Source organism: Streptococcus sp. HMSC061E03, from assembly GCF_001813505.1.
Classification (GTDB): Bacteria; Bacillota; Bacilli; order Lactobacillales; family Streptococcaceae; genus Streptococcus.
The window spans coordinates 244018-263493 of record NZ_KV812784.1; the positions used below are offsets into that span (position 1 = coordinate 244018).

Annotated in this window: 22 protein-coding genes and 1 tRNA gene; 21 read left to right on the forward strand and 2 right to left on the reverse strand. The window is 44.3% G+C overall.

The features are described 5' to 3' along the window. Window positions 1-149: 149 nt before the first annotated feature. Window positions 150-494 carry a DUF3397 family protein gene (locus HMPREF2917_RS01425; protein ID WP_049472904.1) on the reverse strand — a complete coding sequence of 115 codons (345 nt, stop codon included), beginning with the start codon at window positions 492-494 and terminating at the stop codon, window positions 150-152. Between the two features lie 160 nt (window positions 495-654). Between HMPREF2917_RS01425 and rplK the strand changes: the two genes are divergently transcribed. From rplK to HMPREF2917_RS01460, 7 genes are all read left to right on the forward strand, one after another. Beyond that, a complete protein-coding gene (gene rplK / locus HMPREF2917_RS01430) occupies window positions 655-1080 on the forward strand; it encodes a 50S ribosomal protein L11 (RefSeq protein ID WP_003005369.1) in 426 nt (141 codons plus the stop codon). Between the two features lie 97 nt (window positions 1081-1177). Continuing rightward, window positions 1178-1867, forward strand: a complete 690-nt coding sequence (gene rplA / locus HMPREF2917_RS01435; protein WP_003005355.1) for a 50S ribosomal protein L1 — start codon at window positions 1178-1180, stop codon at window positions 1865-1867. Between the two features lie 163 nt (window positions 1868-2030). Next, window positions 2031-2762, forward strand: a complete 732-nt coding sequence (gene pyrH, locus HMPREF2917_RS01440; protein WP_003005706.1) for a UMP kinase — start codon at window positions 2031-2033, stop codon at window positions 2760-2762. A gap of 19 nt (window positions 2763-2781) precedes the next feature. Further along, on the forward strand, window positions 2782-3339 hold the full coding sequence (gene frr, locus HMPREF2917_RS01445) for a ribosome recycling factor (protein ID WP_003005165.1): 558 nt from the start codon (window positions 2782-2784) through the stop codon (window positions 3337-3339). A 99-nt stretch (window positions 3340-3438) separates the two neighbouring features. Further along, a complete protein-coding gene (gene cvfB / locus HMPREF2917_RS01450; protein ID WP_014713682.1) occupies window positions 3439-4293 on the forward strand; it encodes an RNA-binding virulence regulatory protein CvfB in 855 nt (284 codons plus the stop codon). A gap of 10 nt (window positions 4294-4303) precedes the next feature. Next, entirely contained in the window at window positions 4304-4519 is a 216-nt protein-coding gene (locus HMPREF2917_RS01455) for a YozE family protein (RefSeq protein WP_003005127.1), read from the forward strand. A 79-nt stretch (window positions 4520-4598) separates the two neighbouring features. Further along, a complete protein-coding gene (locus HMPREF2917_RS01460; RefSeq protein ID WP_070588779.1) occupies window positions 4599-5594 on the forward strand; it encodes a PhoH family protein in 996 nt (331 codons plus the stop codon). A 47-nt stretch (window positions 5595-5641) separates the two neighbouring features. Here the strand turns inward: HMPREF2917_RS01460 and ald are convergent, their stop codons facing one another. Then, complete coding sequence (ald, locus tag HMPREF2917_RS01465) at window positions 5642-6754, reverse strand: alanine dehydrogenase (protein WP_037608011.1); 1113 nt, start codon at window positions 6752-6754, stop codon at window positions 5642-5644. A gap of 200 nt (window positions 6755-6954) precedes the next feature. Here ald and HMPREF2917_RS01470 point away from each other — a divergent pair, with 200 nt between their 5' ends. The 14 genes from HMPREF2917_RS01470 (at window position 6955) to smpB (ending at window position 19393) form a co-directional block, all read left to right on the forward strand. Beyond that, window positions 6955-7563: a GNAT family N-acetyltransferase gene (locus HMPREF2917_RS01470; RefSeq protein ID WP_003008216.1), complete on the forward strand. Its 609-nt coding sequence runs from the start codon at window positions 6955-6957 to the stop codon at window positions 7561-7563. A 12-nt stretch (window positions 7564-7575) separates the two neighbouring features. Next, a tRNA-Thr gene (locus HMPREF2917_RS01475) sits at window positions 7576-7648 on the forward strand. A gap of 393 nt (window positions 7649-8041) precedes the next feature. Then, window positions 8042-9766 (forward strand): tetracycline efflux ABC transporter Tet(46) subunit A, encoded by a 1725-nt coding sequence (gene tetA(46) / locus HMPREF2917_RS01485; RefSeq protein ID WP_070588780.1) that lies wholly within the window; start codon window positions 8042-8044, stop codon window positions 9764-9766. Between the two features lies 1 nt (window position 9767). Further along, window positions 9768-11504, forward strand: a complete 1737-nt coding sequence (tetB(46), locus tag HMPREF2917_RS01490) for a tetracycline efflux ABC transporter Tet(46) subunit B (protein WP_070588781.1) — start codon at window positions 9768-9770, stop codon at window positions 11502-11504. A gap of 96 nt (window positions 11505-11600) precedes the next feature. Beyond that, window positions 11601-12098, forward strand: coding sequence for an rRNA maturation RNase YbeY (gene ybeY, locus HMPREF2917_RS01495; protein ID WP_003005431.1), 498 nt, complete (start codon window positions 11601-11603; stop codon window positions 12096-12098). Beyond that, window positions 12079-12477, forward strand: a complete 399-nt coding sequence (locus HMPREF2917_RS01500; protein ID WP_003008202.1) for a diacylglycerol kinase family protein — start codon at window positions 12079-12081, stop codon at window positions 12475-12477. The genes ybeY and HMPREF2917_RS01500 overlap by 20 nt, the downstream gene beginning before the upstream one ends. A 29-nt stretch (window positions 12478-12506) precedes the next feature. Continuing rightward, window positions 12507-13406 carry a GTPase Era gene (era, locus tag HMPREF2917_RS01505; protein WP_003004993.1) on the forward strand — a complete coding sequence of 300 codons (900 nt, stop codon included), beginning with the start codon at window positions 12507-12509 and terminating at the stop codon, window positions 13404-13406. A gap of 48 nt (window positions 13407-13454) precedes the next feature. Next, window positions 13455-14279, forward strand: coding sequence for a DNA-formamidopyrimidine glycosylase (mutM, locus tag HMPREF2917_RS01510; protein WP_070588782.1), 825 nt, complete (start codon window positions 13455-13457; stop codon window positions 14277-14279). Continuing rightward, window positions 14280-14876, forward strand: coding sequence for a dephospho-CoA kinase (coaE, locus tag HMPREF2917_RS01515; protein ID WP_070588783.1), 597 nt, complete (start codon window positions 14280-14282; stop codon window positions 14874-14876). Window positions 14877-14892: 16 nt separating this feature from the next. Beyond that, window positions 14893-16092: a multidrug efflux MFS transporter gene (locus tag HMPREF2917_RS01520; RefSeq protein ID WP_305366782.1), complete on the forward strand. Its 1200-nt coding sequence runs from the start codon at window positions 14893-14895 to the stop codon at window positions 16090-16092. Further along, window positions 16082-16231: a 50S ribosomal protein L33 gene (rpmG, locus tag HMPREF2917_RS10805; protein ID WP_003005699.1), complete on the forward strand. Its 150-nt coding sequence runs from the start codon at window positions 16082-16084 to the stop codon at window positions 16229-16231. Before HMPREF2917_RS01520 ends, rpmG begins: the two co-directional genes overlap by 11 nt. A gap of 41 nt (window positions 16232-16272) precedes the next feature. After that, window positions 16273-16506, forward strand: a complete 234-nt coding sequence (gene secG, locus HMPREF2917_RS01525) for a preprotein translocase subunit SecG (RefSeq protein ID WP_003008189.1) — start codon at window positions 16273-16275, stop codon at window positions 16504-16506. Window positions 16507-16602: 96 nt separating this feature from the next. Beyond that, window positions 16603-18963 carry a ribonuclease R gene (gene rnr, locus HMPREF2917_RS01530; protein WP_070588785.1) on the forward strand — a complete coding sequence of 787 codons (2361 nt, stop codon included), beginning with the start codon at window positions 16603-16605 and terminating at the stop codon, window positions 18961-18963. Continuing rightward, complete coding sequence (gene smpB, locus HMPREF2917_RS01535; protein WP_003005443.1) at window positions 18926-19393, forward strand: SsrA-binding protein SmpB; 468 nt, start codon at window positions 18926-18928, stop codon at window positions 19391-19393. Before rnr ends, smpB begins: the two co-directional genes overlap by 38 nt. Window positions 19394-19476: the final 83 nt, after the last annotated feature.

Sequence of the window (19476 nt, forward strand, 5' to 3'; positions counted from 1 at the left end):
GAAACAATCGTGTTTCTAGCACTTTTCTCACGTCGGAAAGTTTCAGTAAATATTTGGAGAATTTAAACTTAAAATGATTTCAGGCAATGCAGTATCATCTAGGTTATTTATAAAAAAAACAACTCCAAAGATAGAGTTGTCTTTTGGTATTAGATAAACAAACTAGCGGTTAAGATCAGATAGAGCAAGAAGGTAACAAGAAATCCAGCGCGCCAGAAGTATTTGATAAATTTCGGATAATAAAAACTCTTTTTCTTTTTTAAGAAATAAACCGTTAGCCCCAAGGCCAAAAGCGAAAGGCTCAAGGCTAATAGTGGTAAGAGGCTGTGGTAAAAAGCGCTGTCTGAGATCAGGTAGTACTCCAAGGCAAATAAAGGAAAGGCAATATCGGTAGATCGCCATCCTCTTTTTTGGAGTTTAAAGAGGTGAACAATGATGCCGCTCAGAATCAGCGTTAAAAAAATAAATAATACAGAAGCAACTTTGATTAACATAGCTTCATTCTATCATAAAACGAAAAAAAAGTTTACTATATTTTAATTTTTTCTTGCAAAAAAAGAGAAATCGTGTATAATAGAAAGGTATGCACAAAGCATACTTGTGGGAGGTAAAAATCTGTAATTACCGCCAAAACCACAAAGGAGGATTTAAGAAATGGCTAAAAAAGTCGAAAAACTTGTAAAATTGCAAATCCCTGCTGGTAAAGCTACTCCAGCTCCACCGGTTGGTCCAGCGCTTGGTCAAGCAGGTATCAACATCATGGGATTCACTAAAGAGTTTAACGCTCGTACAGCTGATCAAGCTGGTATGATCATCCCAGTTGTGATCACTGTTTATGAAGATAAATCATTCGATTTCGTTACAAAAACACCACCAGCTGCTGTTCTTTTGAAAAAAGCTGCAGGTGTTGAAAAAGGTTCAGGTACACCGAACAAAACGAAAGTTGCAACTGTAACTCGTGCACAAGTACAACAAATCGCTGAAACTAAGATGCCAGATTTGAACGCTGCAAACATTGAGTCTGCAATGCGTATGATCGAAGGTACTGCTCGTTCTATGGGATTCACTGTTACTGACTAATTGTAACAATCCTATTTGCCCGCAATACACTTGATCAAATGACGAGTGACGTGGGAGATGAAAATCGATATGACCACATTACAAGGAGAAAGATAAAATGGCTAAAAAAAGCAAACAACTTCGTGCTGCTCTTGAAAAAATCGACAGCACAAAAGTCTACAGCGTAGAAGAAGCTGTAGCTCTTGCAAAAGAAACTAACTTTGCAAAATTTGACGCAACTGTAGAAGTTGCATACAACTTGAACATCGACGTGAAAAAAGCTGACCAACAAATCCGTGGTGCAATGGTATTGCCAAACGGAACTGGTAAAACAGCTCGCGTACTTGTATTTGCACGTGGTGCAAAAGCTGAAGAAGCAAAAGCTGCTGGTGCAGACTTCGTAGGTGAAGATGACCTTGTTGCGAAAATCAACGATGGTTGGTTGGACTTCGACGTTGTTATCGCTACACCTGATATGATGGCTCTTGTTGGACGTCTTGGACGTGTCCTTGGACCACGTAACTTGATGCCAAACCCTAAAACTGGTACAGTAACAATGGATGTTGCGAAAGCAGTTGAAGAGTCTAAAGGTGGTAAAATCACTTACCGTGCTGATAAAGCAGGTATCGTTCAAGCGATCATCGGTAAAGTTTCATTCGATGATACTAAATTGGTTGAAAACTTTAAAGCTTTCAACGACACAATCCAAAAAGCAAAACCAGCTACAGCTAAAGGTACTTACGTAACTAGCTTGACTTTGACTACAACTCAAGGTCCTGGTATCAAAGTGGATGTTAACTCACTTTAATTGAAATGAAAAGCTGCCTTCGGGTAGCTTTTTTTGTACTCCATTTTTATTTGCTACAGTTGGTAAAATTAATCAAATGGAAAAAAGAAAATTTTGATGGATATGACTATATAAAAAACGTAATTTATGGTAAAATAATACAGATCAAAAAAGGAGAGAGAAAATGGTAGAACCTAAGTATAAACGTATCTTAATCAAGCTATCTGGTGAAGCCCTTGCTGGCGAACGTGGTGTCGGAATCGATATCAAAACTGTCCAAAATATGGCCCAAGAAATCAAGGAAGTTCATGAACTTGGAATTGAAATTGCCTTGGTGATTGGAGGGGGAAACCTTTGGCGTGGAGAACCTGCTGCTGAAGCAGGGATGGATCGTGTCCAAGCAGACTATACAGGTATGCTCGGTACTGTCATGAACGCCCTTGTGATGGCTGATTCGCTTCAACAAGTTGGCGTGGATACCCGTGTTCAAACAGCGATTGCCATGCAACAAGTCGCAGAACCTTATATCCGTGGTCGTGCCCTTCGTCACCTTGAAAAAGACCGGATCGTGATCTTTGGTGCAGGAATCGGTTCTCCTTATTTCTCAACAGATACGACCGCAGCTCTTCGTGCAGCTGAGATTGAAGCAGATGCCATTCTCATGGCCAAAAATGGGGTCGATGGTGTTTATAATGCCGATCCGAAAAAAGATGCTTCAGCTGTGAAATTTGAGGAATTGACTCACCGTGATGTGATCAATAAAGGTCTTCGCATCATGGACTCAACAGCCTCTACTCTCTCCATGGACAACGACATTGACTTGGTTGTCTTTAATATGAATGAACCAGGCAATATCAAACGCGTTGTCTTTGGTGAAAATATCGGTACAACCGTATCGAATAACGTAGAAAAATAATAGAAAATAGAGGAAGATTATGGCAAACCCAATCGTAGAAAAAGCAAAAGAAAGAATGACCCAGTCTCACCAAAGTTTGGGACGTGAATTTGGTAGCATCCGTGCTGGACGTGCAAATGCAAGTCTTTTGGATCGTATTTTTGTAGAATACTACGGAGTAGAAACTCCTTTGAACCAATTGGCATCTATCACGATTCCAGAAGCACGTGTCTTGTTGATCACACCATTTGATAAATCATCTTTGAAAGACATCGAGCACAGCATCAATGCTTCTGACCTTGGTATCACTCCAGCCAACGATGGATCTGTTATCCGCTTGGTTATCCCAGCTTTGACAGAAGAAACTCGTCGCGACTTGGCAAAAGAAGTGAAAAAAGTGGGTGAAAATGCTAAAGTAGCGATCCGTAACATCCGTCGTGATGCTATGGATGAAGCGAAGAAACAAGAAAAAGCAAAAGAAATCACAGAAGATGAATTGAAAGGTCTTGAAAAAGAGATTCAAAAAGTTACGGATGACGCTGTTAAGCATGTAGATGAAATGACAGCTCACAAAGAAAAAGAATTGATGGAAGTTTAATCCATCCCAACCATTACAGGAAAGAAAGACTCAGTTGGCACTGCTGGCTGGGTTTTATTTCCATTATTCTTGTGAAGAGGCAAGAGGAAAGAAGGAAACATGAATACGAATCTAGCAAGCTACATCATGGGAATGGTCATTGATGAAAATGATCACTTCTATTTTGTTCAAAAAGATGGTCAGACCTACGCGCTTGATAAAGCAGAAGGCCCCCATCAAGTCGGAGAAAGTGTCAAGGGCTTTGCCTATACAGATATGAAGCAAAAGCTCCGACTCACGACACTTGAAGTCACTGCAACTCAAGAAAGCTTTGGCTGGGGAACGGTCACGGAAGTGCGCAAGGATTTGGGAGTCTTCGTGGATACAGGGCTTCCAGATAAGCAGATTGTTGTCTCACTAGATATCCTACCGGAGATCAAAGATCTATGGCCTAAAAAGGGCGATCGTCTCTATATTCGCTTAGAAGTTGATAAGAAAGATCGGATTTGGGGGATCTTAGCCTACCAGGAAGATTTCCAGCGTTTGGCTCGTCCAGCCTACAACAATATGCAAAACCAAAACTGGCCAGCCATTGTCTACCGCTTGAAATTGTCTGGAACCTTTGTTTACCTTCCAGAGAACAATATGCTGGGCTTTATCCACCCAAGTGAGCGCTATGCAGAACCTCGTTTGGGAGAGGTCGTAAATGCTCGCGTCATCGGTTTTCGTGAGGTGGACCGGACCTTGAACCTATCTTTGAAGCCACGCTCCTTTGAGATGTTGGAAAACGATGCCCAAATGATTTTGACCTATTTGGAAACCAATGGTGGCTTTATGACCTTGAATGATAAGTCCTCTCCAGAAGAAATCAAAGCAACTTTTGGGATTTCAAAAGGCCAGTTCAAAAAGGCTTTGGGTGGTTTGATGAAGGCCAAAAAAATCAAGCAAGACCAGTTTGGAACAGAGTTGATTTAAGAGGAGGCTTATGCGAAAATCGTTTTATACTTGGCTGATGACGGAGCGCAATCCTAAAAGCAATGCTCCTAAGGCCATTTTGGCGGATCTTGCATTTCATGAGTCCGCTTTTCCCAAGCATACAGATGACTTCGACGAGGTCAGTCGCTATCTAGAAGAGCATGCGAGCTTTTCCTTTAATCTTGGCGATTTTGATGCGATTTGGGAAGAATACCAAGCCCACTAGAAAAGGACAGGTCGAGGATGGTTTTTTCTCGGCCTCTTTGTTATAATAATAGAAAAACACAGGTAGAGAGGTTCTTTATTTGCAAGAACATTCAGTTGAAATTACATTAACGCATCCAGACGATCTCTTTCATTTGTTTGGATCTAACGAACGCCATCTTCGTTTGATGGAGCAAGAATTTGGGGTGACTATTCATGCCCGGACAGAAATAGTCCAAATCATTGGGGAAGAAGAAACCTGCGAGCGAGTTCGTCAAGTCATCCAGGCCCTTTTGGTCCTCGTCAACCGTGGCATGACCATTGGAACGCCGGATGTGGTGACCGCCATTACCATGGTGAGAAATGGGGAATTGGATAAGTTCATCGCTCTCTATGAAGAAGAGATTATCAAGGATAGTTACGGCAAGCCCATTCGGGTTAAAACGCTTGGTCAAAAGATCTATGTCGATAGTGTCAAGAACCATGATGTTACTTTTGGGATTGGACCAGCGGGGACTGGGAAAACCTTCCTAGCAGTGACTTTGGCTGTGACTGCCCTCAAGCGTGGTCAAGTCAAGCGGATCATTTTGACTCGTCCTGCTGTTGAAGCTGGAGAGAGCCTTGGTTTCCTACCAGGGGATCTCAAAGAAAAAGTGGACCCTTATCTACGACCGGTCTATGATGCTCTATACCAGATTTTAGGGAAAGACCAAACAATTCGGATGATGGAGCGGGAGATTATCGAGATTGCGCCTTTGGCTTATATGCGGGGGCGGACCTTGGACGATGCCTTTGTCATCCTCGATGAAGCGCAAAATACCACCATCATGCAGATGAAGATGTTTTTGACCCGTCTTGGTTTTAACTCTAAGATGATTGTCAATGGAGATACTAGCCAGATTGACCTTCCTCGAAATGTCAAATCCGGCTTGATTGATGCCCAGGAGAAATTGAAAAATATTTCTCAGATCGACTTTGTGCATTTCTCTGCCAAGGATGTTGTTCGCCATCCTGTAGTAGCAGAAATTATCCGGGCCTACGAGCCCATCCCAAATTCAGTGCTCAAAGAAGAATCGGATGTGGAAGAAGAAGAATAAAAGAAAAGGCAAAGATCATCAGATCTTTGCCTTTTTTATGTTAGAAATTAAACCAATTCATCGATTGGTGTGAAGTCGCGCTCTAAACCAGTAGCAACAGGTTGGCTTGTGATATGGCCTTGGTAAGTAGTGACACCTTGGCGCAAGCCTTCATCGAGGGCAATTGCCTTGTGGAAGCCATTGTCAGCCAGGGATTCAACATAAGGAAGGGTCACATTGGTAAGGGCGATAGTAGAGGTACGTGCGACAGCCCCTGGGATATTGGCAACGGCATAGTGGAGCACGCCATGTTTTTCGTAAACTGGTTCCGTATGCGTTGTGACACGGTCTGCTGTTTCGATAACACCACCTTGGTCAACGGCCACATCGACGATGACTGAACCGGGACGCATTTGTTTGACCATATCGTCTGTCACTAATTTAGGAGCTTTAGCCCCAGGAATCAAGACAGCTCCGATGACAACATCGGCATCACGGACGCTGGCTTCAATGTTAAATGGATTGGACATAAGGGTTTGGATTTGGTGACCAAAGACATCTTCCAGAACAGCCAAACGTTTAGCACTGATATCTAAGATGGTCACTTGGGCACCGAGTCCAAGGGCGATACGAGCTGCGTGGGTTCCAACGACCCCGCCTCCGATGATGGTAACTTTTCCTTTGGGAACACCTGGCACCCCACCTAGGAGGACTCCTGATCCACCTTCTTGTTTGGTCAGGAAGTGAGCACCGATTTGCACGGCCATCCGTCCAGCCACCTCACTCATTGGCACCAAGAGTGGCAATTGTCCATCTAAGTCTCGAACGGTTTCGTAGGCTACACCAGTTGTCTTGGCTGCAACCATGGCATCTGCTAATTCAGGAGCAGCAGCCATGTGCAAGTATGTGAAGAGCAAGAGGTCTTCGCGAAGGAAGCCATATTCTTCAGCGAGGGGTTCTTTGACTTTGACCACCATCTCAGCGGCCCAAGCTTCTGCAGCAGTCGCAACGATGGTTGCCCCTTGCTTCGTGTAATCTTCATCCGCAAAGCCAGAACCAAGTCCGGCATTTGTTTCCACCAAAACGTGATGACCTTTCTTCACCAAGCTTTGTACGCCTGCAGGTGTCAAACCGACCCGATTTTCGTTGTTTTTAATTTCTTTAGGAATTCCAATGAGCATTCTTGCCTCCTTGCTCAGATTTAGGTGTAAAAAGGCCATTGGTGTGAGATGGCTCTCTTGACTCAATGACCTTTTCACTCCTTATCTGATTGTTTTGATTGATTTAATTGTATAGAAAAGTGGGTTAAAAAGCAAGAAAAATTTGAGCTTGCCTTCCTTTATGTTATTTGCTAAACTAATCCCTAAAGAAGGAGAGTCAAATGGAAAATTTATATGTGAAGTTAGCGGCTTATCGAGAAATAGAGACTGAGCGCTTGCACTTGCGTCCGGTCACTCTTGAAGACGCACCGGCTATGTTTGAGTATGCTTCTGATGAGACAGTTACGCGCTATACCTTTGCAACCAATCAAAGTCTAGAAGAGACGCGTAATAATATTGCCCTCTTATACCTAGCGAGCCCACTTGGAAGATGGGGGATCGAGCTCAAAGAGAATGGAAAATTTATCGGGACGATTGATTTACTGGATTTGGATCTTTGTCTGAAGAAGGGGAGTATCGGCTATGTTCTGAATAAAGACTATTGGAACCAAGGTCTTGCGACAGAGGCTACCAAGGCAGTCATTGCCTTGGCTTTTGAACAGTTAGGGATGAACAAGCTCATTGCTGTTCATGATCAGGACAACCCAGCTTCTGGACGGGTGATGGCCAAATCAGGGATGAAATATTCTCACGAGGAGCCCTACGCGATGCTAGACTTGCATGAAGAAGGGAGAATGGTGACGAGAGTTCATTATGTCCTCACTAAAGAAGAATATTTGGCAGAAAAAATGAGTCAGGATATTGACAAAAGACCTATCTCCATGATATAGTAGATAGGTACTGCTGGTTTAGCTCAGTCGGTAGAGCGCATCCATGGTAAGGATGAGGTCGCCGGTTCAATCCCGGCAACTAGCATAGCAGAAGAGAGAAGCTTAGAGAAGATCTAGGCTTCTTTTTTTGCAAGTCCATCTTTAAAAGTCCGGCTTTTTTCAACAATTTTCAAAAAAACGTTGACAAGCAAGGAAATACGTGGTAAAGTTAGAACAACAAAGAGAAAGGAGAAAACCATCATGAACAAAGTAGCATTCTTGATGACACAATTGAATACACAGCTTCTCCAATCTCAGTTGAGTTCGATGTAAACTATAAATGGAACCCAAGATGGAGGAGTCTGTCTTGGGTTTTTTGTATGCATTTTTACCTGCCTTAACTGAATTGGTGACAGGCATCAGAAGGCCCAAGTGTGGACTGAGCACGTACTCAGCTCCTACTTGGGTTTTTTCTGTGCCATTTTGAAAAGGAGAATATATGATCAGAGCTATTTGGGAGTATATCAGGGAGCGCAAGTGGCGATATGTAAGGATCGCTATGGCCCTGATTCTTTATGATTACACCTTATTGATCCCGACGCAAGTCATCCAGCGTTTAGTGGATCATTTGAGTCAGCAGACGCTGACACAGTCCAATTTTGTATGGGATATGGTCCTCTTGGTAGGATCTGCCATCCTCAACTATTTGACGGCTTTTTATTGGCAGTTGCGCCTCTTTCAGTCGTCGGTCCATTTTAAGGCGACCCTTCAGGGACAAGCTTTTCGTAAACTAGTAGCTATGCGGCGTCCCTTTTTTGAGAAATTCCGTTCAGGAGATCTCTTGACGCGGTTCACGACGGATGTCGATGGCATGGCCGACATGGCTGGTTACGGGATGATGGTGCTCCTGTTTGGCGGTGGCTTGTTTGCCTTTATTATTCCGACCATGTTTTTCATTTCTTGGCAATTAACCTTGATTTCCTTTATTCCGATGATCTTCCTCGTCGTCTCGACCTATTTTTTGAGTAGAAAGCAGGAGGAGTATGTTGAGCAAAACCGGGAAGCAGTCGCTCAATTGAACGATGAAGTCTTGGAGTCCATCGAAGGGATCCGTGTCATGCGAGCCTATAGTAGGCGGGACCAGCAGGTCAAACAGTTTCAGAAAAAAACGGCCAGTCTATCCAAAACAGGGGACAAAATTGCCTCTATCCAGTATTCTTTTGGCCCCTTAGCCCTTTTGTTTATTGGTTTTTCGACGGTCCTACTCTTGGTATTTGGAGGTCAGTCATTAGCAAGTGGACAATTGAGCCTTGGCAAGTTATTGGCTTTGCAGCTGTATTTGGTCTTTTTAATTGAGCCTATGTGGATGATGGCGGACCTGATCTTGGTCTACCAGACAGGGCAAATGTCCTATAAAAAATTAAAAGAAGTGATTGATGAAACGGATGATCTGGAGCCAGATGGTCCTCATTACCTAGAGCAGATTGATTCGGTGCAGTTTAAGGACTATTCTTTCAGCTATCCTGGTGCTGAGCGAAAGAGCCTGTCAGGCATTGATTGGACCATTCAGAAAGGACAGACGGTTGGAATTGTTGGTCGTACCGGTGCAGGAAAGACTACCCTGGTTCGACAATTCTTGCGGCAGTATCCAGTTGGTGAGGGAGAATTCTTGGTCAACCAGCAACCGATCGTTGCCTACAACCGACGCTCCATTGAAGATAAAATTGGCTATGTTTCCCAAGAACATATTTTATTCTCCAAGTCTATCCGTGAGAATATAGCGCTTGGTAAAAAAGGAGCCAGCCAAGAAGATTTGGTGGAAGCAGTAGCCCAAGCTGCATTTGCGGATGATCTCGAGCGGATGTCTCATGGAATGGATACCCTGATCGGTGAGAAAGGGGTCTCTGTATCAGGAGGTCAAAAACAACGGATCTCTCTGGCGCGTGCCTTCTTAAGAGATGCTGAGCTCTTGCTGTTAGATGATTCCCTTTCGGCAGTGGATGCGAAGACTGAACAGGCCATTATTGACACCATTCAAAAGGAACGAAAAGACAAGACGACCATCATTGTTTCCCATCGCTTGTCTGCTGTTCATCAGGCGGATTGGATCATCGTCTTGGATCAAGGGCAGATTGTAGAAGAAGGCAGGGCTAGTGAATTATTGGCTCAAGAAGGCTGGTATTATGAACAATACCAACGGCAACAAAAACAGGAAGGAGAATAAGATGAAAGTTTTAAAACGATTATTATCGAGGATCACGCTTTATCCAACTGTCTTTCTTGCTGGCTTTATTTGCCTCTTACTAGCCACCATTTTTTCTGAATTGTCTCCCTTTCTTCTCCAAAAGATGATCGATGGGCCTTTGACTGCATTGACCCACGGTGGAGGACAAGGTGACTTGCTTCAGATGGGAGGCTTCTATCTCTTGGTCTTGAGCCTTGGGCAGCTGATAAGCTACATGGGAAATCGGATCTTACTGCATGGAAGTAACCAAGTAACTGCTAGTCTGAGAGACCAAGCCTTTCAAGTCATGCAAGGGCTGCCTATTTCTTATTTTGATGATAAGCCGGCTGGGAAGATCGCGACAAGAATTGTCAATGATACGGAGACCTTGCGGACCCAGTTTTATAACTCTTGTATGATTTTAGTCATCTACTTGGTGCGCTTTCTCTTTATCCTAGGAATTCTCTTTTACCTGAGTCCTATGATGGGCATTCTCTTGTGTTTGGTCTTTCCGATTTTCTATGGGATCCAGTATCTCTACAAGGTCATGACGGACCAGCCTATGAAGGATTTCTTTGATGCGAGAAGCGAGGTCAATACCCAGGTCAATGAACTCTTGCATGGTGCCAGTATGATTCAGCTCTATCATCAAGAGCCTGGTGTGGTGGAGGAGTTTGAAGCCACTACTCAGAAGATGTTAGGAGCCAATGATCGAATCCTCTTGGCTGATTCTATCGCTTCTTGGACCTTGACGGAATTGCTCAAGTTTTTAGTGATTGCGGGCATTTTGACTATTGCTGGGATTTCTTTCCTACAAGGCAATATCGGTGTGACGGCCGGTTTCTTATTTATCAATATTAACTATGTGATTAATCTATTTGATCTCATGGCCAATCTCAGTCGTCAATTCCCAAATATTCGGCGATCTTTAGAAACGGGGAGCCGCGTCCTTGCTTTCTTAGATCAACCGTTAGAAGACGATGGTGCATCGGAACTGAAGATAGAAAAGGCAGAAGTCGTGTTTGACGACGTTCAATTTGCCTATGAAGAAGGCAAGCCAGTTCTGCGGGATATTGCCTTTCAGGCTAGCCCTGGGGAAACCATCGCTCTTGTGGGCCATACTGGATCAGGTAAGACTTCGATTATGAACCTGCTCTATCGTTTTTATGATCCTCAAGAAGGAGCGATTTTGATCGATGGTCAAGATATTCGCCAAGTCTCTCGTGAGAGCCTACGAAGCCATATGGGGATTGTTCTGCAGGATCCTTATCTATTTACAGGGACCATAGCTAGTAATGTGGCCATGAGTCAGGAACACATTGATCGGGAGGCGGTCCAAGATGCCTTGAAAAAAGTCGGGGCTTGGCCCTTTGTAGAGCGCCTTGAAAAGGGGATCAACCATCCAGTCGTAGAAAAAGGATCCGCCTTTTCAAGTGGTGAGCGTCAATTGATTTCCTTTGCGCGGACGCTCTATATGAATCCGCAAATTCTGATTTTGGATGAGGCAACTTCTCACATCGATACGGAAACAGAAGAAATCATCCAGAAGGCTATGGCAGTCCTGCAAAAGGGCCGGACCACCTTTATCATTGCCCATCGCTTGTCCACTATCCAAGATGCAGATCAGATCTTAGTCTTATCCGAAGGACGCATTGTGGAACGTGGTAGACATGAAGAACTGGTTGCACAAGGTGGGATCTATGCCCAGATGAATGCCATTCAGCAAACAGTGGTGTAAGGTTGTCCTGCAAAGAAAAAGATTGAAAACCAGCCTGTATCTAGTATATAGGCTGGTTTTATGCTATAATGAAGTGATAATAGTGAGGTGATCCAGATGTATATTGAAATGGTAGATGAGACTGGTCAAGTCTCTGACGAAATCTTAAAACAAACGCAAGAAATTTTAGAATTTGCTGCTCAAAAAATTGGGAAAGAAGACAAGGAAATGGCTGTGACTTTTGTAACCAATGAACGCAGTCATGAACTAAATCTTGAATACCGTGATACGGATCGTCCGACGGATGTCATCAGTTTAGAATACAAGCCAGAGATGGAGATTTCTTTTGACGAGGAAGACCTTGCAGAAAATCCAGAATTGGCAGAGATGATGGCTGAATTCGATACCTATATTGGTGAGCTCTTTATTTCAATTGACAAAGCGCGTGAGCAAGCCGAAGAATATGGCCACAGCTTTGAGCGCGAAATGGGATTTTTAGCAGTGCATGGTTTTCTTCACATCAATGGCTATGATCACTATACGCCGGAAGAAGAAAAGGAAATGTTTGGCTTACAGGAAGAGATTTTGACAGCCTATGGACTCACAAGACAATAAGAGAAAATGGAAAAATCGGGACTTCACTTCAAGCCTGGAGTTTGCGATAACAGGAATTTTCACGGCGATCAAAGAAGAGCGCAATATGCGCAAGCATGCCTTATCAGCCCTTGTTGCAATTCTTGCTGGTTTGGTATTTAGGATTTCTGCGACAGAATGGCTCTTTTTATTGCTCAGCATCACCTTGGTGATTGCTTTTGAAATTATGAATTCAGCCATTGAAAATGTGGTGGATTTAGCTAGTAACTACCATTTCTCCATGTTGGCAAAGAATGCCAAAGACATGGCGGCTGGAGCAGTCCTTGTCGTATCAGGTTTTGCCCTACTAACAGGACTGGTGATTTTTGTGCCCAAATTCTGGGCCTTGGTATTTGGATAAGAGGGAGCATGCCCTCGTGAAAGGATATTATGACATTTAAATCAGGCTTTGTAGCCATTTTAGGACGTCCCAATGTTGGGAAGTCAACGTTTTTGAACCACGTCATGGGGCAAAAAATTGCCATCATGAGTGACAAAGCGCAGACAACGCGCAATAAGATTATGGGGATTTATACGACGGATAAGGAACAGATCGTCTTTATCGATACCCCAGGGATTCACAAACCCAAGACAGCGCTTGGAGACTTCATGGTGGAGTCGGCCTATAGCACCCTTCGAGAAGTGGATACCGTTCTCTTTATGGTGCCAGCAGATGAGCCACGTGGGAAGGGCGATGACATGATCATCGAGCGCCTCAAGGCTGCTAAGGTGCCGGTTATTCTGGTGGTCAACAAGATCGACAAGGTGCACCCTGACCAACTCTTGGCGCAAATCGATGACTTCCGTAGTCAGATGGATTTCAAGGAAATCGTGCCGATTTCAGCCCTTCAAGGAAACAATGTTTCGCGTTTGATTGATATTTTAAGTGAAAACTTAGAAGAAGGTTTTCAATATTTCCCTGCTGACCAAATCACTGACCACCCAGAGCGCTTCTTGGTCTCTGAAATGATCCGTGAAAAGGTCTTGCATTTAACGCGGGAAGAAATTCCCCACTCTGTGGCAGTAGTAGTGGATTCTATGAAGCGGGATGAAGAAACCGATAAGGTTCATATCCGTGCAACCATCATGGTCGAGCGCGATAGCCAAAAAGGCATTGTCATCGGAAAAGGTGGCGCCATGCTCAAGAAGATTGGAACCCTTGCGCGTAAGGATATCGAGCTCATGCTAGGGGACAAAGTCTTCCTAGAAACCTGGGTCAAGGTCAAGAAAAATTGGCGGGATAAGAAATTAGACCTAGCTGATTTCGGATACAACGAAAAAGAATATTAAGAAGAGGTGGGCAGAAGCCTGCTTCTTGTTTTTAGAGAAGGAGAAGCTATGCCTGAATTACCAGAAGTAGAGACGGTTCGACGCGGTCTTGAGAAATTAATTCTTGGAAAAACCATTCAGTCAGTGGAAGTAAAGTATCTAAAGATGATTCATACGGATCTAGATGCTTTTTGTCAAGATCTTCCAGGTCAAGAAATTCGGGCCATGGGGCGCCGTGGGAAATACCTTTTATTTTATCTGACGGATCTGGTCCTCATCTCGCATTTGCGGATGGAAGGCAAGTATTTCTTTTATCCAGACGAGGTTCCTCTTCGCAAGCATGCCCATGTCTTCTTTCATTTTACAGATGGTAGCACTCTGGTCTATGAAGATGTCCGCAAGTTTGGGACCATGGAAGTCCTCATACCTGAGCTTGTCGACAGCTATTTTTTGGCGAAAAAAATTGGTCCAGAGCCGACGGAAGCGGATTTTAAAGAGCCAGCCTTCCAAGCAGCTCTTAAAAAATCAAAGAAACCCATTAAATCAGCTCTTTTAGACCAAAAATTAGTGGCTGGTTTGGGCAATATCTATGTGGATGAGGTCCTTTATCGAGCCAAGGTTCATCCAGCCCGCTTGGGTCAAAGCTTGACTGCTAGAGAAGCCAAAGCAATCCGCAAAGAAACGATTGCTGTGCTTGCTCAAGCTGTTGAAAAGGGTGGCTCCACCATTCGCTCCTACAGCAATGCTTTTGGAGAAGATGGCACCATGCAGGAAGAACACCAGGTCTATGGGAAAACAGGCCAGCCTTGTTTGCGCTGCGGGACACCGATTGAGAAAATCCAGCTGGGGGGACGTGGAACCCATTTTTGCCCCCACTGCCAAAAGGAGAACTAGATGGCAAGAATCATCGGATTAACAGGAGGGATTGCTTCAGGAAAGTCCACTGTGACCTCCTATCTGAGAGAAAAAGGGTATCCTGTCATTGATGCTGATCAAGTGGTTCATGATTTGCAAGCACCAGGAGGAGCCCTCTACCGTGTCCTAGTGGATCATTTGGGGAGAGAGATCCTTACCAAAGAAGGAGAGCTGGACCGCGTCGCTTTGGGTCAGCGGATCTTTTCAAATCCTAGTGAAAGAAACTGGTCCAATCGCGTCCAAGGCAGGCTTATTCGTGAGGCTCTAGCTGAGGTAAGAGATAGACAAGCTGCACAATCCGCTCTCTTTTTTATGGATATTCCTCTCTTAATCGAGCAGCACTATGAAGAGTGGTTTGAATCTGTCTGGTTGGTAGCTGTATCAACAGAAACCCAGCTCAAACGCTTGATGGAACGCAACCACTTATCAGAACTGCAGGCCCAAGAACGCATCGCTGCTCAAATGCCGCTAGATGAAAAAAGAGCCCATGCAGATCTGGTCTTAGACAATAATGATGATCTTGCTACCCTCTATGCCCAATTAGATGCAGCCCTACAACAATTAGAAAGAAGATGATTTTATCACAAGAGAAATCAATTGGCGTAAAAATCTATATATTGCCTGGATCGGGTGCTTTTTCATCGGAGCCAGCCTTTCTTTAGTTGTCCCTTTTATGGCCCTCTTTGTGGAAGAGTTGGGCATTACGGGCAAGGCTGTTCCCTTTTATGCTGGCATAGCCGTTGCGAGTTCTTCTGTAACCTCTGCGATCATGTCTCCCATCTGGGGGAGCTTAGCCGACCGCTATGGTCGAAAACCCATGATGCTTAGAGCTTCCATTGCCATGACGCTGACCATGGGCGGCATTGCCTTTGTCCCATCCGTCTTTTGGCTCTTGGTCCTGCGCTTGCTCAATGGGGTCTTTTCAGGCTTTGTCCCCAATAGTACAGCCCTGATTGCTAGCCAAGTTCCCAAGGATCAATCGGGCTATGCCCTAGGGACTTTGTCGACAGGTGTCGTGGCTGGCACCTTGATGGGCCCTTTGATTGGAGGACTCATTGCTGAAAATCTAGGAATGCGCAATGTCTTTCTCTTGGTCGGCTTCTTCTTATTTTTGGTTTCCCTCTTAACCTTCTGGGGCATTGAGGAAGACTATGAGCCCCTTCCAAAAGAAGAACAAAAATCCAGTTGGGAGTTGCTCAAGTCCATTCAGCAGAAGGATATTCTCTTGGGCCTCTTTTTGACCAGCATGACCATTCAAATGATCGCCCAATCTATTTCTCCGATCCTGCCTCTTTATGTGCGAGCTTTGGGACAAAGAGATAACCTGATCTTTGTATCGGGGATGATTGTTTCGGCTATGGGAGTCTCTAGTATGCTCTTTTCAGGTTGGATGGGAAAACTCGGAGACCGAATTGGGAATCACCGGCTCTTATTAATCGCCCTTCTTTATAGTGGCTGTCTCTATATCCTTTGTGCCCAAGCGCAAACACCCCTACAATTAGGAATCTTACGCTTCCTCTTTGGGATCGGGACAGGGGCCCTACTACCAGGAGTTTCTGCATTATTGAATCGTTTAACCCCTCCTGAAGGGATTTCTCGGATCTTTAGCTACAACCAGCTCTTTTATTATTTAGGTGGCGTGTTAGGGCCAATGATGGGATCGAGTATTTTCATGCATTTTGGCTATCATTGGGTATTTTACGGTACAGCCCTTTTGGCCTTTACCGATTTGATGTTCCTCTTATTCTTATTTAGAAAGTATTTGAAAGTGAGAGACGTACGTGCGAATTAAAGTTCAATTGACCTGCACCAGCTGTGGGAGTCAGAATTATTTGACCAGTAAAAATACCAAAACCCATCCCGAAAAGATCGAGGTCTTGAAGTATTGTCCTAAGGAAAGAAAAGTAACCTTACATATTGAATCAAAATGATTTTCATGGTATAATAGTGAGGATTTTAAGGAGTTTTGAATATGAGCGGAGCATTAACAACTATTTTACTAGTATTATCAGTATTGATTATTATCGCAATTTTTATGCAACCAACAAAAAACCAATCGAGCAACGTCTTTGACGCAAGTTCAAATGACTTGTTTGAACGTTCAAAAGCGCGCGGGTTTGAAGCCGTGATGCAGCGTTTAACAGCTATTATGATCTTCTTTTGGTTATTGATCGCGATGATCTTAATGGTACTTTCTAGTAGATAAGATAGGCTCAGACAATGTCTTTGCCTATTTTTATTTTGCAAACAAAGACACAACTAGATAGAAAAAAAGGAGGCTGGATAACCAGCAAATAAATCAATGAAAACAAGTATTAAAGAATATTTACAAGAGCATGACAAAGCCCAGATCAATGATCTGGCAGCAGCTCTAGGAAAGGAAGGGTCTAAGGATTTCCGTGACTTGGTCAAAACCATCTCTCTGATGGAACGCCGTCATGAGTTGAAATTCGAAGATGATGGCTCTCTTCGTTTGGCTCAAAAGAAGGCCCCAGCTATTACCCTCAAGGGGATCTTTCATGCGCATAAGAATGGCTTTGGCTTTGTCAGTTTAGAAGGCGAAGAAGAGGACCTCTTTGTTGGCCGAAATGATGTCAACCACGCTATCGATGGTGACACCGTTGAGATCGTCATTACCAAGGTAGCAGACCGAAACAAGGGAACGGCAGCAGAAGCTAAGATTATTGATGTCTTGGAGCATAGCATCAAAACGGTAGTTGGACAAATTGTCCTGGATGAGGAAAAGCCTAAATATGCCGGCTACATTCGTTCGAAAAATCAAAAGATCAGCCAGCTGATCTATGTGAAGAAGCCAGCCATCCAATTGGAAGGTACCGAAATCCTCAAAGTCGAAATTGATCAATACCCGAGCCGCAAGCACAATTATTTTGTGGCGACTGTGCGGGATGTGGTCGGTCATGTGACAGATCCAGGAATCGATGTCTTGGAAGTGTTAGAATCCATGGACATCGTCTCAGAATTTCCAGAAGAAGTGCTGAAAGAGGCTGAGCAGGTTCCAGATGCACCGTCTGCAAAGGATTTAGAGGGACGGTTAGATCTGCGAGAGGAGATCACCTTTACCATCGACGGGGCTGATGCCAAAGACTTGGACGATGCGGTCCATATCAAGTTACTCAAGAATGGCAACTTTGAGCTGGGTGTTCACATCGCAGATGTTTCTTATTACGTTCAGGAAGGTTCAGCACTCGACAAGGAAGCTCTAAATCGGGCGACCTCTGTCTATGTGACCGACCGAGTAGTACCCATGTTGCCAGAGCGTCTCTCCAATGGGATCTGTTCTTTAAATCCGAATGTGGATCGCCTGACCCAGTCTGCCATCATGGAGATTGATCCTCATGGCAAGGTTGTCAAGCATACCATTACCCAAACAGTGATCAATACAACCTTCCGAATGACCTATAGCGACGTCAATGATATCTTAGCGGGCGACGAAGAAAAGGCTCAAACCTTTAAGAAAATTGTCCCAAGTATTCATCAAATGGCCACCTTGCATGGTATTTTAGAGAGCATGCGGATTCGCCGCGGAGCTCTCAATTTTGATACCAATGAGGCTAAAATCCTGGTCAATAAAGAAGGAAAACCGGTCGATATCGTCCTTCGCCAAAGAGGAATTGCCGAGCGGATGATCGAGTCCTTTATGTTGATTGCCAATGAAACAGTGGCGGAGCACTTTACGCGACTGAAACTGCCGTTTATCTACCGGATCCACGAAGATCCAAAAGCAGAAAAAGTACAGAAGTTTATCGATTATGCTTCCAGCTTTGGGATCCAAATCTACGGAACGGCTAGTGAGATGAGCCAAGAGGCCCTGCAAGAAATTATGCGCAAGGTCGAAGGAGAACCCTATGCAGATGTCCTTTCGATGATGTTGTTGCGCTCGATGCAGCAGGCCCGCTACTCAGAGCATAACCATGGCCACTATGGGCTCGCTGCGGAGTATTATACCCACTTTACCAGTCCTATTCGTCGTTATCCGGACTTGATGGTTCATCGAATGGTGCGCGAATACGGAAAATCTCAAGAAGTGGCAGATCACTTTGAGCAAGTTCTTCCAGACATTGCCAGCCAATCCTCTAGTCGGGAGCGCCGGGCTATTGATGCAGAGCGCGAAGTAGAAGCTATAAAGAAGGCAGAATACATGGAAGACTATGTTGGGGAAGAGTACGATGCCGTGGTTTCCAGTGTGGTGAAATTTGGCCTCTTTGTGGAGTTGCCAAATACAGTTGAAGGCTTGATCCATATTACCAATCTTCCTGAATTCTACCATTTTAACGAAAGAGATCTCACCCTTCGGGGAGAAAAATCGGGAGTGACCTTCCGTGTCGGTCAGCAAATCCGAATCAAGGTAGAAAGGGCCGATAAGATGACAGGAGAGATTGATTTCTCTTATATTCCAAGTGAATGGGATGTCGTCGAAAAAGGCCTCAAGGCTAAAGGGCGTGACCGAGATGGTAATCGCAGGGATCGCAGACGCAAGGACAAAAAAGTTTCTAAGGGATCAACCGCTAGAAAAGATGACAAACGGAAAGATTCTTCATCTAAATCCAAAAAGAAAAAAGGGAAGAAACCATTTTACAAGGAAGTAGCAAAGAAAGGAGCCAAACATGGCAAAGGGCGAAGGAAAGGTAGTCGCGCAAAATAAAAAGGCGAGACATGACTACACCATCGTGGATACGATTGAAGCAGGGATGGTGCTGACGGGGACAGAGATCAAAAGTGTCCGTGCGGCACGCATTAACTTGAAAGATGGCTTTGCACAAGTAAAAAATGGCGAAGTTTGGCTTAGCAATGTCCACATTGCCCCTTATGAGGAAGGCAATATCTGGAACCAAGACCCAGACCGTCGTCGCAAGCTCCTTCTTCATAAAAAGCAAATCCAAAAGCTGGACCAAGACACCAAAGGGACCGGAATGACCTTAGTGCCTTTGAAGGTCTATCTCAAGGACGGCTATGCCAAATTGCTTTTGGGACTCGCTAAAGGGAAACATGATTATGACAAGCGTGAATCCATCAAGCGTCGGGAACAAAACCGGGACATCGCACGGGTCATGAAACAATACAATACACGTTAAAGAAAAAGACAGTTTTGAAACTTATTTCAGATCTGTCTTTTTTATGCTTTCTGCTTGTAATCGCTTGCAAAAGAAATGCTTAT

Coding starts and splice junctions, on each gene's coding strand:
- HMPREF2917_RS01425 (WP_049472904.1), bottom strand. CDS start 494: ATGTTAATCAAAGTTGCTTCTGTATTATTTATTTTTTTAACGCTGATT.
- rplK (WP_003005369.1), top strand. CDS start 655: ATGGCTAAAAAAGTCGAAAAACTTGTAAAATTGCAAATCCCTGCTGGT.
- rplA (WP_003005355.1), top strand. CDS start 1,178: ATGGCTAAAAAAAGCAAACAACTTCGTGCTGCTCTTGAAAAAATCGAC.
- pyrH (WP_003005706.1), top strand. CDS start 2,031: ATGGTAGAACCTAAGTATAAACGTATCTTAATCAAGCTATCTGGTGAA.
- frr (WP_003005165.1), top strand. CDS start 2,782: ATGGCAAACCCAATCGTAGAAAAAGCAAAAGAAAGAATGACCCAGTCT.
- cvfB (WP_014713682.1), top strand. CDS start 3,439: ATGAATACGAATCTAGCAAGCTACATCATGGGAATGGTCATTGATGAA.
- HMPREF2917_RS01455 (WP_003005127.1), top strand. CDS start 4,304: ATGCGAAAATCGTTTTATACTTGGCTGATGACGGAGCGCAATCCTAAA.
- ald (WP_037608011.1), bottom strand. CDS start 6,754: ATGCTCATTGGAATTCCTAAAGAAATTAAAAACAACGAAAATCGGGTC.
- HMPREF2917_RS01470 (WP_003008216.1), top strand. CDS start 6,955: ATGGAAAATTTATATGTGAAGTTAGCGGCTTATCGAGAAATAGAGACT.
- ybeY (WP_003005431.1), top strand. CDS start 11,601: ATGTATATTGAAATGGTAGATGAGACTGGTCAAGTCTCTGACGAAATC.
- HMPREF2917_RS01500 (WP_003008202.1), top strand. CDS start 12,079: ATGGACTCACAAGACAATAAGAGAAAATGGAAAAATCGGGACTTCACT.
- era (WP_003004993.1), top strand. CDS start 12,507: ATGACATTTAAATCAGGCTTTGTAGCCATTTTAGGACGTCCCAATGTT.
- mutM (WP_070588782.1), top strand. CDS start 13,455: ATGCCTGAATTACCAGAAGTAGAGACGGTTCGACGCGGTCTTGAGAAA.
- coaE (WP_070588783.1), top strand. CDS start 14,280: ATGGCAAGAATCATCGGATTAACAGGAGGGATTGCTTCAGGAAAGTCC.
- secG (WP_003008189.1), top strand. CDS start 16,273: ATGAGCGGAGCATTAACAACTATTTTACTAGTATTATCAGTATTGATT.
- rnr (WP_070588785.1), top strand. CDS start 16,603: ATGAAAACAAGTATTAAAGAATATTTACAAGAGCATGACAAAGCCCAG.
- smpB (WP_003005443.1), top strand. CDS start 18,926: ATGGCAAAGGGCGAAGGAAAGGTAGTCGCGCAAAATAAAAAGGCGAGA.